Raw genomic sequence first — 13,941 nt, 5'->3', positions numbered from 1 at the left:
ATCGCTGCCAGACCTTTCTGCCGTCCCCTTGAAACGCACTACATTATTCAAGGTAGGTAATCGGGTTGACCGGTGTGGCGTCCTTGCGCACCTCGAAATGCACCTGCGGACGCTTGGCGTCACCGCTCATGCCGGAGGAGGCGAGCGTCTGGCCGCGGGTCACCTTCTGGCCGCGCGTGACGTTGATGCTGCCCGCGTGGCCGTAAACCGTGACCTTGCCGTCGTCGTGACGGACAAGAACGGTGTTGCCGAGCTGCTTCAGGCCGTTGCCGGCGTAGATGACGACGCCGTTCTCGGCAGCCTTGATCGGCGTACCTTCCGGAACGGAGATGTTGATGCCGTCGTTGCGGGTGCCTTCGACGTTCTGGCCGTAGCTTGCAATGACGGCGCCGTTGACCGGCCAGCGATACTTGCCGATGCCGGTAGACTGCGGCGCAACGGACGCAACATCTGACTTCTTCTCGACCTCGGAGACCGATGCGGTTTCAGGCGTCGACTTGACGGAAACCGGCGTCACCTGAGCGGCTGGTGCAGATGCCACGGCTGCGGGAGCAGCAGGCTTTGCGGCGGCAGGCTTTTCAACGGCTGGCTGCGGAACCGATGCCGTGGTGACCGGGTCGGCCACGCCGTTCGCCACCTTCAGCTTCTGGCCTACACGGACAACACCCGAGGTCAGGCCGTTTGCCGCCTTCAGCTGATCCACCGAGGTGCCGGTTTCGCGGGCAATCTTGGCAAGCGAGTCGCCTGGCTTGACCGTATAGGTGCCACCGAGCGACTTGCCGCCCGAAGCCGGCGTGATCTTTGCGCCTTCGCCGACTGTCTTGTCGCGGCTCGGCAGAACGGCAACCTTCTGCTCCGGCTCGCGGCTCGGTGCCGGAACGCGGTTGGCGAGATCGATATCGCCGGCAGCATTCTTAGCGGGGTTCTGTGCGGTGCCGAAGGTTGGGATGATGATCGACTGGCCAGGCGAAACCTTGCCGCCGTTGGCCTTCAGGATTTCCTTCTCCGGCACGCCATAGCGCTTTGCCATGGTGGAAACCGTCTCACCGGCCTTCAGCGTAACGCGTGGCGCGTTGACGGTCGACCAGCCGGACATCGGCTGAGCCTTGGCAGCGCTCTGGGGCGAACCGAGCGGCTTCACCGTGCCGGTGGTGAGGTTGTCACCACGCGACGCTGGCGATGCCGTCGGCGCAGGAGCGCTTGCAGCCTGGCGAGCCGGGAATGGCTGGGCCATGGCTTCCTGGCGCGTGGACGGATCGCGGCCGGCGTTCGGCGGCGCGAGTTCGGTGCGCTGTACGGCGACCGGCGCCGAAGCAACGCGAGCCGGCGAGGTATAACCACCCGAAGCGGCCGGATAGGCCTGAGACGTGGCAGGGTTGCGCGAACCGTAGTCGTAGCTTGGCACAGCAGGCAATGAAGCTTGGTTGGAGCCGATGTCGGCGCTCGGCATCGGAGCCCGACCATAAGCACCAGCACCCTGCCGCTGCGGGATCGACGCCGTCGTTATGTTATCGGTTTTGGAAAACAGGCCCGAGAAGCGCGTCGCATCCGAGCTGCAGCCGGTTGCCGCACTGGCGAGAAGCATCGCAGCCGCGACCTTGGTAAGGGACTTTCCGGACTTCGGAGAACTCATATGACGCATGACTCGACCTACAGATACGCAACCATCGTGTGTGAGTCATTAAAGCGCGTTAGTCTTACTGCCGGGTTAAAGCCCGACATGTCTCGAAAGTTTTTTGGGAAATTGATAACCATGATGAGGCGGGCCTCAAGCCCGCCCATGGCTCAGCTGTCAAAGAGCGGCTGCCACGTTTGGCATGATCGGCAGGTAGGGGACCGGAAACAGGTCTTCCCGCTCGAAACGGCTGCCTGTCTTCGTCAACCGCACCATCATGCAGGCATCGTCGCTGATCATCAACGGCGCCACCATCGAGCCGCCATGCGTGAGCTGCTCTGCATAAAAGCGCGGCATGGATGGGAAAGCGGCGGTCACGAAGATGCGGTCGAACGTCCCCTCGCCCGGCATGCCGTTGCTGCCGTCGGCGTGGCGTACGACCACATTGGAAAGCCCTAATGCATCCATGCGTTGCTGAGCCGCTGTCGCCAGCGTGCGGTAGCGGTCGATTGTCAACACACGTTCTGCCAGTCGCGCGATCACTGCGGCGGTAAAGCCGCTTCCCGTGCCAATTTCCAACACCCGCTGTCCCGGCTTCACCTGCAGCCGATGCAGGAGCCGCAGGGTCAGGTCGGCACCTTCCATGAACGAACCACAATCGATCGGGATTGTGCGGCTCGTATAGGCGTCTTCGGCAAAGGGCGCAGGCACGAAGGCAGAGCGCGGCGTCTGTTCGACGGCCGTCAGCAAATCAAGATCCGAAATTCCTTCCGAGCGAAGACGCAGCACGAGTGCTGCAAAGCCTTCTTTCTCGATCATGCCCGATTTCAATCGGCTGCTCCGAATCCCAGTGCCTCGGCAACGCGATCCTGAACCGAATAATCGGTCAGGTCCAGCTTCAGCGGTGTTACCGAGATCTTGTTGTCCTTCAGCGTCTGGATGTCCGTGCCGGCCCGGAAGCGGCCGTTCCGCTCGCCAAAGCGCAGCCAGTAGTAGGGCTTGCCGCGACCGTCTTCCCGTGCATCGATCGTCAGGCCGAAGTCCAGCTTGCCCTGCGTCGTGACCTCGACGCCCTGAACCTCGGATGGTTCGCAATTGGGGAAGTTGACGTTGAGGAAGGTCTCGTCCGGCAGATCAACATTCAGCAGCTTGCGGATCAGGTTCGGCGCGTAGGATTCCACGACGTCCCACGGCACGAAACGGCCGTTCTCGCGACGCACCGCCTGGCTCAGCGCAATGGAGCGAACACCCTGCAGCGTTCCTTCAATCGCCCCGGCGATCGTGCCGGAATAGGTCACGTCATCGGCCATGTTGGCGCCGTCGTTCACACCCGAGAGCACAAGATCCGGCTTTTCCGGCAGGACTTCGCGGACACCCATGATGACGCAATCCGTCGGCGTACCGCGCAGCGCGAAATGCTTGTCACCGACCTTTCGGAGCCGCAGCGGCTCCGAAAGGGTCAGCGAATGGGCAAGCCCGCTCTGGTCCGTTTCCGGCGCTACGATCCACACATCGTCCGACAGTTTTCGAGCAATTCGCTCGAGCACCGCCAGCCCTTCGGCGTGGATGCCGTCATCATTGGTCAGCAATATCCGCATCAAGCAGCCCGTTCCATCTTCGTCAGACCACCCATATAAGGCAGGAGAGCGTCCGGGACAGTGATCGAACCATCTTCGTTGAGGTAGTTCTCCATGACTGCGATGAGGCAGCGGCCGACGGCGACACCCGAGCCATTCAGCGTGTGGACGAACTTGAGGTTCTTGTCGTCCTTTACGCGGTAACGCGCGTTCATGCGACGACCCTGGAAGTCACCGCAGACCGAGCAGGACGAGATCTCGCGATAGGTATCCTGCCCCGGCAGCCAGACCTCGATGTCATAGGTCTTGCGGGCACCAAAGCCCATGTCGCCGGTGCAAAGCGTCATGGTGCGGAAATGCAGGCCGAGGCGCTTCAACACGTTCTCGGCGCACTCCGTCATGCGCTCATGCTCGGCAACCGAGGATTCAGCGTCGGTGATCGAAACGAGCTCGCATTTCCAGAACTGGTGCTGGCGCAGCATGCCGCGCGTGTCGCGGCCGGCCGAACCTGCCTCGGAGCGGAACGACGGCGTCAGCGCCGTGAAGCGAAGCGGCAGCTTTTCCTGCTCCAGCACGTCTTCGGCGACCAGATTGGTGAGCGTCACTTCGGCGGTCGGGATAAGGTAACGACCGTCCGTGGTCTTGAAGAGGTCTTCCTCGAACTTCGGAAGCTGGCCCGTGCCGTACATGGCCGTGCCCTTCACCATCAGCGGCGACGACACTTCCGTGTAGCCGTGCTCGGTGGTGTGCATATCGATCATGAACTGGCCAAGCGCCCGCTCCAACCGGGCAAGCTGGCCGGTCAGCACCGTGAAGCGCGAACCGGAAAGCTTTGTCGCCCGCTCGAAATCCATATAGCCGAGCGCTTCACCGATCTCGTAGTGTTCCTTGGCAGCATGGGTCCACGTCGGCTTCTCGCCCACGACGCGGGTCACGACGTTGTCGTGCTCGTCCTTGCCAACCGGCACATCATCGAACGGGATGTTCGGGATCCGTGAGAGAGCGTCTTCCAGCGCTGCGACGGCGTCGCGCTCCTCCTGCTCTGCGGCAGGCATCGTTTCCTTGATCGTCGCAACTTCCGCCTTCAGCTTCTCGGCAAGTTCCGAGTTCCGCTGGCTGAGCGCAATGCCGATTTCCTTGGAGGCCGCATTGCGGCGCGACTGCATGTCCTGGAGCTTCTGGATGACCGCGCGGCGCGTGTCGTCCAATGCGATCAGGCTCGCTGCCATTGGCTCTGCACCACGCTTCTTGAGCGCGGCGTCCAGAGCACCTTCGTTTTCACGGATCCACTTGATATCGAGCATCGGTTCTTGCCTCTAAGCCAGTTACCGCATGCCCGCCTCAACGACGAAGATTTAAGCCTTCTCCGTCTCCGCAACATCCGACGCTTGCTCCTCCTGGAGAGCATCTTCAGCACGTTTGCGCTCGACGAGTCGTGCGGCGTAGATGGAAATCTCGTAGAGAAGGATGGTCGGCAGTGCAAGGCCGATCTGGGACATCGGATCCGGCGGCGTCAGCACGGCGGCGACCACGAAGGCAATCACGATCGCGAACTTGCGCTTCTGCTTCAGCCAGTCGCTGCTGAGAATCCCGACGCGAGCAAGCAGCGTCGTGACCACCGGCAACTGGAAAACCAGCCCGAAGGACAGGACCAGCGTCATGATGAGGCTCAGGTATTCCGACACGCGCGGCAGGAGCGAGATGCCGACTTCGCCTTCGGAAGGCGCCTGCTGCATGGCGAGGAAGAACCACATCACCATTGGCGTGAAGAAGAAGTAGACGAGCGCCCCGCCAAGCAGGAACAGGATCGGCGACGCAATCAGGAACGGCAGGAAGGCCGCACGTTCGTTCTTGTAGAGGCCGGGAGCGACGAACTTGTAGAGCTGCGAGGCGATCACCGGGAATGCGATGACCAGCGCGCCGAACATCGCGACCTTCACCTGCGTGAAGAAGAATTCCTGCGGCGCGGTGTAGATCAGCTCCGACTTCGTGACGTCCAGGCCTGCCCAGACGACCGCCCACTTGTAGGGCACGACGAGCAGGTTGAAGAGCTGCTTTGCAAAGAAGAAGCAGACGACAAACGCCACGAAGAAGGCGCCGATCGACCAGATCAGCCGGGTACGCAGCTCAAGGAGATGCTCCATAAGCGGCTGCGGCTTATCTTCATAATCACCGCTCATGCGTCATCCTTCGGCGTGTCGGCCTTCTTCACGGTACGTTTGCGGCTAGCCGCCTTGACGGGCTCACCATCGGCAGCGATCGCGGCCGGCTTTGCAGCCGGCTTGGCAACCCGGCGTCGCACCGGCTTGGCGTCCGCAGATGCCGTATCGGCAGCATCGGCTTGCGGTTTGGCCCGTGCAGAAGTCTTGCGAACTGGCTTCGCGGCCGCCTCGCCTGCCACTTCAGCAGGAGCAGCGCTTACGACAGGCGCCGTCGAAGCAGGTGACGTCTGCGCCGCCGTATCCGTTGCGGCGAACTGAGTGTCGTTGGCGACGATCGGGGTCTCGTCAGCTGCAGCAGGAACATTTCCACCCGACTCGATGGCATCTGCCGTCTTGGCCGGTTCAGCCGTGATCTGGCTCGGTAGCTGGGTCGCGCGCTGGAGGTCGGACTTGATCTCCTGCCCCATCTGGCGCAGCGGGTTGATGGCATCCCGCAGCGCGTTTGTCGGGTTCAGCTTCTGGACATCGGTCAGCGTCGACTTCACGTCGTCGAGGTCCGCCTCCCGCAAGGCCTCATCGAACTGGGTTCGAAATTCACCCGCCATCTTGCGCAGGTTCGCGGTCATCTTGCCGAATGCCCGCAGCATAGGCGGCAAGTCCTTCGGACCCACCACCACGATCAGTATGATCGCGATGACGAGCAGTTCGCTCCAACCGATATCAAGCATTCAGAAAGGCTCCCGGAACCTGCAGCGCAAGTCTTACGACCGGCTGGTTTCCTTGACCTCGTCCGCCTTGTGATCGACCGTCTTGGCAGTGGTCGAGCCGTTGGCTTCCGGAGCGTCGTCGTCAGACATGCCCTTCTTGAAGCTCTTGATGCCCTTGGCAAAATCGCCCATCAGTTCCGGAATCTTGCCACGTCCGAAAAGAACGAGCACGATGACCAGAACGATCAGCCAATGCCACACACTGAAAGAACCCATAAACTCAACTCCCTAAGAACCGTTTTATCGATGTAAGCGGTTTATCCAGCTTTTTCAAACACCAAAATGTCCCACTTCGTAACTGTCACCGCTATTCGTCGAAAGACGAAGGAGCAAGAGCACGACGTGTGGAAATGTTACTTGGCAAACGCTTTTCCATATCGAATTGGAGGGCGAGAAAGCCTTCAATCCTCGGCATCTCCGCGCGGCGCGAGCAACCCAAGTTCCTCGAGATCAAGCTGGGTAATCGGATCTTCATCCTCGGAGATCTCGTCGGAGTCCATCGGTGCAGGCACGGCGAAGCCCGGCGGAATGCGACCGGACAACAATCCCGCGCCCTTCAATTCTTCGAGACCCGGCAGGTCACGCAACTCCTCGAGCCCGAAGTGATCCAGGAATTCCGGCGTGGTTCCAAGCGTCACCGGGCGGCCCGGCGTGCGGCGACGGCCGCGGAAACGTACCCAGCCCGCCTCCATCAAGACGTCGAGTGTCCCGCGGGACGTCTGCACGCCGCGAATATCCTCGATCTCGGCGCGCGTCACCGGCTGGTGATATGCAATGATGGCCAGCACCTCCAGCGCCGCCCGCGAGAGCTTGCGCGCCTCGTTGTCGTCCCGACGGATCACGAAGGAAAGATCGGCGGCAGTCCGGAAGGCCCAGCGGTCGCCTGTGCGGATGAGGTTGACACCGCGCTTGGCGTAGACCGCCATCAGCCGCTCCATGATGGCGCGTACATCCGCACCACGCGGCAACCGTTCAGCCAGAAATGATTCGGGCACGGGCTCGGCGGAGGCGAACACCAGCGCTTCGGCGATACGTTCGGCTTCTTCGGCGCTGAAGGAAAGAGCTTCGTCTTCACCCGGCTCGGCAGCGATATCCATGTCTTCAGCGCTCATGCCTCGCCTCCCTCACCTGCAGGCACCGCCTGGACAACCTTTGGCCGATCACCCTTTCGCAGGTAGATCGGCTGGAAGGCGCCGTCCTGGCGGATCTCCAACTTGCCCTCGCGTACCAGTTCCAGCGCTGCCGCAAAGGCGCTCGCCGTTGCGGTCACGCGGTCTTCCGGCGGCAGGTATGGCAGGAGATAGTGCTGCAGAGTCGTCCAATCGCCAATTTCGCCCAGCATGCGGGTGAGCAGTTCGCGGGCGTCAACGAGCGACCACACCTTGCGGCGCTCGATCGTGACCTGGGTCACCGCACCGCGCTGGCGCAGGTTGGCATAAGCCGACAGCAGGTCGTAAAGCGAGGCTTCAAACGCCGACTGCACCCGATGCGGGATGTGCTCCGGCGCACCGCGGGCGAAGATATCGCGGCCAAGACGGTTGCGGTTGACGAGATTGGTCGCCGCGTCACGCATCGCTTCGAGGCGCTTCAGGCGGAAGGCAAGCGTTGCGGCCAATTCTTCGCCGCTCGGCCCGTCATCGCCCTTCGCCTGCTGCGGAATGAGCAGCTTCGACTTCAGGTAAGCCAGCCACGCGGCCATGACGAGATAGTCGGCAGCCAGTTCGATGCGCACGCGCCGGGCGCTCTCGATGAACTGCAGATATTGTTCGGCGAGCGCCAGAACCGAGATGCGGGCGAGATCGACCTTCTGGTTTCGCGCAAGATGCAGCAGGAGATCGAGCGGCCCTTCAAAGCCGCCGACATCGATCACCAAACCAGCCTCGCCGGTCGCGCGCTCGGCAGTTCCCTGCCAGAGCTTGTCCATCGGGATGGCGTCCTGCGATGTCGTCGTGGCCATTCCCAAACCTTCAGTTACGCGTCCGTCACGCGGCCCCCAGCAAGCCGTGGAACTCCGCCCGGATCGCTGCTTCGTCGGCCCCGTCACCTTCGGTGAAGGCAGCTTCCACGGCTCTTGCGCGTCGCAATGCGTCGCCAGCCAGCGGGATCGTCTCCTTCACCACCGCCTTCATTTCCTCCATCACGCCGTTGCAATGCAAGACAATATCGCAACCGCCCCCCATGATTCGTGCGGCACGCTCGCCGATCGTGCCCTTCAGTGCGTTCATCGATGTGTCGTCGGACATCAACAACCCATCGAAGCCGATATGGCCGCGAATGATTTCCTCGATCACCTTGCGCGAGATGGTCGCTGGTTCATTCTCGTCAATCGCGGTGAAGACGATATGGGCGCTCATCGCCATCAACTCGTTCTTCATCGCCACGAAGGGGATGAAGTCATGCGCTTCCAGCTCGGCGCGTGAGGCGGTAACGACGGGAAGCTCATGATGGCTGTCGGCCATGCCGCGGCCGTGGCCCGGCATGTGCTTCATCACCGGAAGCATGCCGCCAGCCTTTAGGCCTTCCGCTGCGGCCTTGCCCATTTCGGCAACTACTGCCGGGTCAAAGGCATAGGCGCGATCACCGATGACGTTGCTAGCGCCTTCCACCGGCACGTCCAGTACCGGCAGGCAATCAACGTTGACCCCGAGCTTCATCAGGTCGAAGGCGTGCAGGCGCGACATCAGCCATGTTGCCCGCAGGCCCTGCTCCCGGTCCTGCCTGTAGAGCTCGCCCAGCCCAGCCGCGGACGGGTACCGCTCGATCATCGGCGGGCGGATCCGCTGCACGCGCCCGCCTTCCTGGTCGATCAGAACCGGCGCGTTCGGCCGGCCGACGGCATCGCGCATCGCCGCGACAAGATCGCGGATCTGCTGCGACTCCACGCAGTTGCGCGCGAAGAGGATAAAGCCCCATGGGCGTTCGTCGCGGTAAAGGGAGATTTCGTCAGCGGTGAGAGCAGCGCCGCTCGCACCAAGGATCATGGCTTTTGATTCGGTCATGGGAAAATCCTAGAACATCTGCGGCAACAAAAAACGGGGCGCCTGGGCACCCCGTTTCGTTTTCTCCAGCACGCGATCAGCGTGCGACGAGGCAGCTACCCCCGGCAGCGCGATATTTTTCGCAGAGGGCGACGGCCTCTGCCTTGCTGCCGGCCGGGATGCGGACGCGGTAGAAGGTACCCTTGCCGGCAATCTCCGCCGCCTTGATGTCGACGCCACGGCCGCCAATCACGTTGCCGAACTTCGCCGACAGGCTCTGGTAGGACTTCTGGGCATCGGCCTGTGTCGGCAGCGACGCAATCTGGATAACGTAACCGCCCTCGCCAAGCGACGCGACCTGCGTCGGTGCTGCCGCCTGCGATGCAGCCGGTGCCTGCGTCGGCGCACGCACCGTTCCTTGTTCCGTCACGGCTGCCACAACATTGACCGGCTGTTCGGCCGGACGCGTTGCTGGGATGGGTGCGCGTACAATATTCACTGCCGGCTCGGCCGGAGCCTCGACCGCAGGTTCTGCCGCCTGGGCTGCAGCTTCCACCGAAGCAAGATCGGCCTGCGGTGCAGCAGGTGCCGCTTCAGGCAGATTGCCGGAAACGGGTGCCGAGACCGGAACCAGACCCGCGGTGTCCGCCGATGCGGCTGGTGCCTGCGGGAGCGCATTCGGTGCCGCGGCAACCTGCGTCGCCGGCTCACCCGACCGCGTGCCGGCTGCGGGAACCTTGGCCATGTCCTGCGCTGCCGTAACCGGAGCTGGAACTTCCTGCTCCACCAGCTTGCCGTCCGGACGCACGATCATCGTCTTCACCCGACGAGGCATAACGGCGACCGGCTGCTGTTCAGCCGGCAGGGCCGCTTGCTGCTCCTGGTCTGGAAGCAGGCGCAGATCATCGGCCCCGGCGATCTCCGTCGGCTCAATGTCGTTTTCGCCTTCCAGAGGAAGCGTATCTGGCATCAGGGTCCGCTGAACCACATCAACCGGCTCCTCGCTGGAGGAAATCAGCGTCGGCTGTTGCGGCTCCTGCGGGGCAACGCCGGCCACGCGGTCGTAAACCGCCTTGTCCTGGTTGGGCACCGTCTTGCCACCCGGATTTTCAGGCGCAACCTTCACCGGATCGGTATCGGCAGCGATGATGATCGGTTCGCCGTTCGACGAAGCGCCCGGCATGCTGCTGCCAATCCAGGCGTAGGCACCGAGGCCACCGGCCACGACGACGCCGGCAATCACCAGCGGCAGGGTCCAGTTGCGAACGGAGCGACGGGCGTTTTCGAAAGTCGCGAGATAATCCGTGCCACCCGAGCCCGCTTCGTTCGGATCGATCGGCGCCAGCGGCGCAGCCAGGCTGCGGCGGAAATCTTCTTCGAGAGCACGCTCGAAATCGTCGAGATCGGAATACTGCGGCGGCTGCGACTTTGCGGCTGCCGGCTGATCGTAGGACGCGAAAGAAACGGTCGGCTGCGGAAGCGGTTCCGGCCTTGCAACAGGCGTAGGCTCCGGCTTCTCCGGCTCCATCATCATGGAGGCCAGTTCGGCATCGATATCGATATCGTAGTCCGGGCGATAGATCGGCGGCTGCTCCGGCTCCTCGACCGGCAAGGCCGGAACGTCGAGCTCGGCAATCGCCTCGACCTGTTCCTCGGCCTCTGCAATCTCGGCAGGATCGAATGGGAGTTCCGCGATCTCTTCAACTGCAGGCGCCATTACCGGCTGCGGCGCAACCGGGGCTGCCGCCTGCAGAACGGGCTGCGGCTGCGGTGCGGGCTGTACTGGCGGCGCAGCATGGAATACCGGCGCCGGCTGAACCTTCGGCTCGGGTGCTGCAACTTCCACAGGCGCGGGCGTGAACTCGTCCTCAACCGCCAGGTCCGCCAGATCGAGATCCAGTTCCAGATCACTCAGCGAGATCTCGAAATCGTCGTCCTTGAACGGATCCTCGATATCAAGAGCAGCCTCCATCGAAACCGGATCGACCGGAGGCTCCGCGACGTCTAGCGCCTCAGCTTGCTCGACCGAAGGAGACGCTACCGGTTCGGGCTGCGTCACGGCGAGATCGTCAGCGCGAAGAGCAAACTCATCCCAGTTGAAAACCGGCGGCTCAATCGGGGCCACCGACGGCGCCGCCTCGAAGACAGGCTCTTCACGCTGATCAACGACCGCTTTAGCGACCGGCAGAGGCTGCGGCGCTTCCGGTTCAACAAACGTCGCCTCGGCAGCCTGCGCAGCAGGAAGCGCAGGCTCAGGAGCCACTTCTGGAGCAACGTGAACGGGCTGTTGGGGCGCGGCTTCCATCGCCGGTGCCTGCGACACAGGATTGGAGTGCGCAATATTGAAGTTGGCGAGCGGCATGCGGAAGCCAGGCTCATATGCCTTGGACTTCGGCACTACTGGCGCCGGCACCGGCTCCTCGTCAGCCGGGGCTTCGAACGCTTCGAGCGGCTCTACGCCGATCGCAGCTTCGAGTTCTGCGGCAAGATCAAGCTCATCGATGACGAAATCGGTCGATTGGGTTGCCTCGAGGAAGGACGGGTCGAAGGCTGGCTCGACATTCTGCGGCGCAGGGCTTGCCAATTGCGCCTGCATGGGAGCTTCCGGAGTCGGCTGATCTTCGGTGAAGACCGGCTCGATCGGAGCCTGGCGAAGCATCGGTGCGGGTTCATCATAATCAACCGAGGGCTCAAGCGCCGGCGCCGAGCCAATCACCCGCCGCGGGACGTCATCGATCGAGATATCGTTGGCCGGATCAAGGCGAGGCGAATCGTAGCGCTCGAATTCCTGGAGCAGCTCGTCTTCCAGGTTGAACGCGGGCTCGCGCCGACCCTGTACCGGCTGGGCCGCAGCAGGACGCGCGGACGCAGGCAGGTCGTCGTAACCTACGATACGGGCGAGTTCTGCCAGCGGGTCGTCATCGGCGAAGAAGTCCGGCAGATCATTCCGGCTACGCGCTAGGTTGTTATCGGCCATTACCCCGTCCACTCACCTACATTGCTACGGCTCTGCCAGCGCAATGTGGGGAAATGAGGGCAGTAACTACCGCATTTCTTCCGGTGCTGCAGTACCTGTGATTGCAAGTCCAGACTTCAAAACACAAGCGACGGCATGCACCAGCCCAAGCCTGGCAATGCTCAATTGTCGGTTCTTATCGTTAACAAAGCGTAATTCCGGCTGATCCTTGCCCTTATTCCAGTGAGCATGGAAGGAACTGGCAAGATCGTAGAGGTAGAATGCCAGGCGGTGCGGCTCCTGCGCAAGGGCCGCTGCTTCAACGATCCTCGGGTATTCCGCGAGCTTTGCGACGATCTGGATCTCGTTAGGATCGGTAATCAACGCGGTGGAGCCCGCAAGGTCGATTGACGCCAGGTCAAGATCCGGAAACGCTTCCTTGGCCTGCCGCAGGACCGATGCAGTGCGCGCATGGGCGTATTGCACGTAGAATACAGGGTTGTCCTTCGACTGCTCGGTGACCTTGGCGAAGTCGAAGTCGAGCGGCTCGGAGCTCTTCCTGTAGAGCATCATGAAACGGACCGCATCGCGGCCGACCTCATCCACCACTTCGCGCAGCGTCACGAAGTTGCCGGAGCGCTTCGACATCTTCACCGGTTCGCCGTTGCGGAAGAGCTTCACGAGCTGGCAGAGGAGCACGGTGAGCTTCGCTGACCCGCCGGATACGGCACGCGCCAGCGCTTCCAGGCGCTTCACGTAGCCGCCATGGTCGGCACCCAGCACATAGATCATCTCGTCGTAGCCGCGGTCGTACTTGTCCTTGAAGTAGGCCACATCGGCCGCGAAATAGGTGTAGCTGCCGTCCGACTTGATCAGCGGACGGTCGATATCATCGCCCACCTCGGTCGAGCGGAACAGCGTCTGCTCCCGGTCTTCCCAGTCTTCCGGCAACTGGCCCTTCGGCGGCGGCAGCGTTCCGCGGTAAACATGCCCCTTGAAGGTCAGGTCGTTGATTGCCTGCCGGATGCCCTGCGCGCCGTTCGCATGCAGGGTGCGCTCGGAGAAGAAGATATCGTGCTTGACGTTAAGCGCCTCCAGATCCTCACGGATCATGGCCATCATCATCTCGATCGCCTTGTCCTTGACGATCGGCAGCCATTCATCTTCCGGCATGGTCAGCAGGCGCTGCCCGTATTCCTTTGCAAGGTCCTGGCCGACCGGAACGAGGTAATCGCCTGGGTAAAGCCCCTCCGGGATCTCACCGACAACTTCGCCCAGTGCTTCCCGGTAACGAAGAAAGGCCGAGCGCGCCAGGACGTCGATCTGGCTGCCGGCGTCGTTGATGTAGTATTCCTTGTCGACCTGGTAGCCGGCAAACGCCAGCAGGTTGGCAAGTGCATCGCCCACCACGGCACCACGGCAGTGTCCGACGTGCATCGGCCCCGTCGGATTGGCGGAAACATATTCCACGTTTGCCTTGCGGCCCTGGCCGAGCGTGGAGCGGCCATAATCCACACCTTCGCGGATCATCGTCGCCAGCAGGTTCTGCCAGTAACCAATCGAAAGACGGATATTGATGAACCCCGGTCCGGCGACGGAAACTTCGCTGACATCCGGGTCAATGCGCATCGTCGTGGCGATGATATCAGCCAGTGCGCGCGGGTTGGTACCAAGCGGCTTGGCGAGAACCATAGCAGCGTTGGTGGCCACATCACCATGGCTCTGGTCGCGCGGTGGCTCTACCGTGATACGGTTGAAGTCGACTTCGCTTCGCTTTTCCTTGACGATATCAATCGTTTCCAGAGCATTCTTTATTCTGATCTCGAAGTCGGCGAAGAGGTTCATATCACTCATCCGCAGCACGAGGCCACGGATCCTTGAAAGCG

The 13,941-nt window shown here is 62.2% G+C and carries 12 protein-coding genes; all 12 read right to left on the bottom strand.

The window, feature by feature from the left end; translation table 11 throughout:
* Positions 1-43: 43 nt before the first annotated feature.
* The 12 genes from CYG48_RS06050 to argS all read right to left on the bottom strand — a co-directional run bounded on the left by CYG48_RS06050 (position 44) and on the right by argS (position 13,900).
* Positions 44-1,642 carry a peptidoglycan DD-metalloendopeptidase family protein gene (locus CYG48_RS06050; RefSeq protein WP_118849546.1) on the bottom strand — a complete coding sequence of 533 codons (1,599 nt, stop codon included), beginning with the start codon at positions 1,640-1,642 and terminating at the stop codon, positions 44-46.
* Positions 1,643-1,792: 150 nt separating this feature from the next.
* A complete protein-coding gene (locus CYG48_RS06045) occupies positions 1,793-2,434 on the bottom strand; it encodes a protein-L-isoaspartate(D-aspartate) O-methyltransferase (RefSeq protein ID WP_445304323.1) in 642 nt (213 codons plus the stop codon).
* A gap of 8 nt (positions 2,435-2,442) precedes the next feature.
* A complete protein-coding gene (surE, locus tag CYG48_RS06040) occupies positions 2,443-3,213 on the bottom strand; it encodes a 5'/3'-nucleotidase SurE (RefSeq protein WP_118849544.1) in 771 nt (256 codons plus the stop codon).
* A complete protein-coding gene (gene serS / locus CYG48_RS06035) occupies positions 3,213-4,496 on the bottom strand; it encodes a serine--tRNA ligase (protein ID WP_118849543.1) in 1,284 nt (427 codons plus the stop codon). The genes surE and serS overlap by 1 nt, the downstream gene beginning before the upstream one ends.
* 51 nt (positions 4,497-4,547) lie before the next feature.
* On the bottom strand, positions 4,548-5,372 hold the full coding sequence (gene tatC / locus CYG48_RS06030; RefSeq protein ID WP_118849542.1) for a twin-arginine translocase subunit TatC: 825 nt from the start codon (positions 5,370-5,372) through the stop codon (positions 4,548-4,550).
* Positions 5,369-6,082, bottom strand: a complete 714-nt coding sequence (gene tatB / locus CYG48_RS06025) for a Sec-independent protein translocase protein TatB (protein WP_118849541.1) — start codon at positions 6,080-6,082, stop codon at positions 5,369-5,371. Before tatB ends, tatC begins: the two co-directional genes overlap by 4 nt.
* A gap of 33 nt (positions 6,083-6,115) precedes the next feature.
* Entirely contained in the window at positions 6,116-6,337 is a 222-nt protein-coding gene (locus tag CYG48_RS06020; protein ID WP_118849540.1) for a twin-arginine translocase TatA/TatE family subunit, read from the bottom strand.
* 185 nt (positions 6,338-6,522) lie between these two features.
* The gene (gene scpB / locus CYG48_RS06015; RefSeq protein WP_118851515.1) at positions 6,523-7,218 is read right to left on the bottom strand and encodes an SMC-Scp complex subunit ScpB; all 696 of its coding nucleotides are present in this window, start codon (positions 7,216-7,218) and stop codon (positions 6,523-6,525) included.
* Between the two features lie 11 nt (positions 7,219-7,229).
* Positions 7,230-8,078: a segregation and condensation protein A gene (locus CYG48_RS06010; protein ID WP_118849539.1), complete on the bottom strand. Its 849-nt coding sequence runs from the start codon at positions 8,076-8,078 to the stop codon at positions 7,230-7,232.
* Positions 8,079-8,103: 25 nt separating this feature from the next.
* Positions 8,104-9,120, bottom strand: a complete 1,017-nt coding sequence (gene nagZ / locus CYG48_RS06005) for a beta-N-acetylhexosaminidase (protein WP_118849538.1) — start codon at positions 9,118-9,120, stop codon at positions 8,104-8,106.
* Positions 9,121-9,196: 76 nt separating this feature from the next.
* Positions 9,197-12,076: an SPOR domain-containing protein gene (locus CYG48_RS06000; RefSeq protein WP_118849537.1), complete on the bottom strand. Its 2,880-nt coding sequence runs from the start codon at positions 12,074-12,076 to the stop codon at positions 9,197-9,199.
* A 66-nt stretch (positions 12,077-12,142) separates the two neighbouring features.
* Positions 12,143-13,900, bottom strand: coding sequence for an arginine--tRNA ligase (gene argS / locus CYG48_RS05995; RefSeq protein ID WP_118849536.1), 1,758 nt, complete (start codon positions 13,898-13,900; stop codon positions 12,143-12,145).
* Positions 13,901-13,941: the final 41 nt, after the last annotated feature.

Origin of the sequence: Neorhizobium sp. SOG26 (assembly GCF_003491345.1) — a bacterium.
Taxonomy (GTDB): domain Bacteria; phylum Pseudomonadota; class Alphaproteobacteria; order Rhizobiales; family Rhizobiaceae; genus Neorhizobium; species Neorhizobium turbinariae.
This window is presented reverse-complemented; position numbering and strand designations above follow the sequence as displayed.

Excerpts from the sequence above, each read along its gene's own strand:
- CYG48_RS06020 (WP_118849540.1), bottom strand. The coding sequence starts at position 6,337 with ATGGGTTCTTTCAGTGTGTGGCATTGGCTGATCGTTCTGGTCATCGTG.
- CYG48_RS06010 (WP_118849539.1), bottom strand. The coding sequence starts at position 8,078 with ATGGCCACGACGACATCGCAGGACGCCATCCCGATGGACAAGCTCTGG.
- CYG48_RS06000 (WP_118849537.1), bottom strand. The coding sequence starts at position 12,076 with ATGGCCGATAACAACCTAGCGCGTAGCCGGAATGATCTGCCGGACTTC.
- surE (WP_118849544.1), bottom strand. The coding sequence starts at position 3,213 with ATGCGGATATTGCTGACCAATGATGACGGCATCCACGCCGAAGGGCTG.
- argS (WP_118849536.1), bottom strand. The coding sequence starts at position 13,900 with ATGAACCTCTTCGCCGACTTCGAGATCAGAATAAAGAATGCTCTGGAA.
- CYG48_RS06045 (WP_445304323.1), bottom strand. The coding sequence starts at position 2,434 with ATGATCGAGAAAGAAGGCTTTGCAGCACTCGTGCTGCGTCTTCGCTCG.
- tatC (WP_118849542.1), bottom strand. The coding sequence starts at position 5,372 with ATGAGCGGTGATTATGAAGATAAGCCGCAGCCGCTTATGGAGCATCTC.
- tatB (WP_118849541.1), bottom strand. The coding sequence starts at position 6,082 with ATGCTTGATATCGGTTGGAGCGAACTGCTCGTCATCGCGATCATACTG.
- scpB (WP_118851515.1), bottom strand. The coding sequence starts at position 7,218 with ATGGATATCGCTGCCGAGCCGGGTGAAGACGAAGCTCTTTCCTTCAGC.
- serS (WP_118849543.1), bottom strand. The coding sequence starts at position 4,496 with ATGCTCGATATCAAGTGGATCCGTGAAAACGAAGGTGCTCTGGACGCC.
- nagZ (WP_118849538.1), bottom strand. The coding sequence starts at position 9,120 with ATGACCGAATCAAAAGCCATGATCCTTGGTGCGAGCGGCGCTGCTCTC.
- CYG48_RS06050 (WP_118849546.1), bottom strand. The coding sequence starts at position 1,642 with ATGCGTCATATGAGTTCTCCGAAGTCCGGAAAGTCCCTTACCAAGGTC.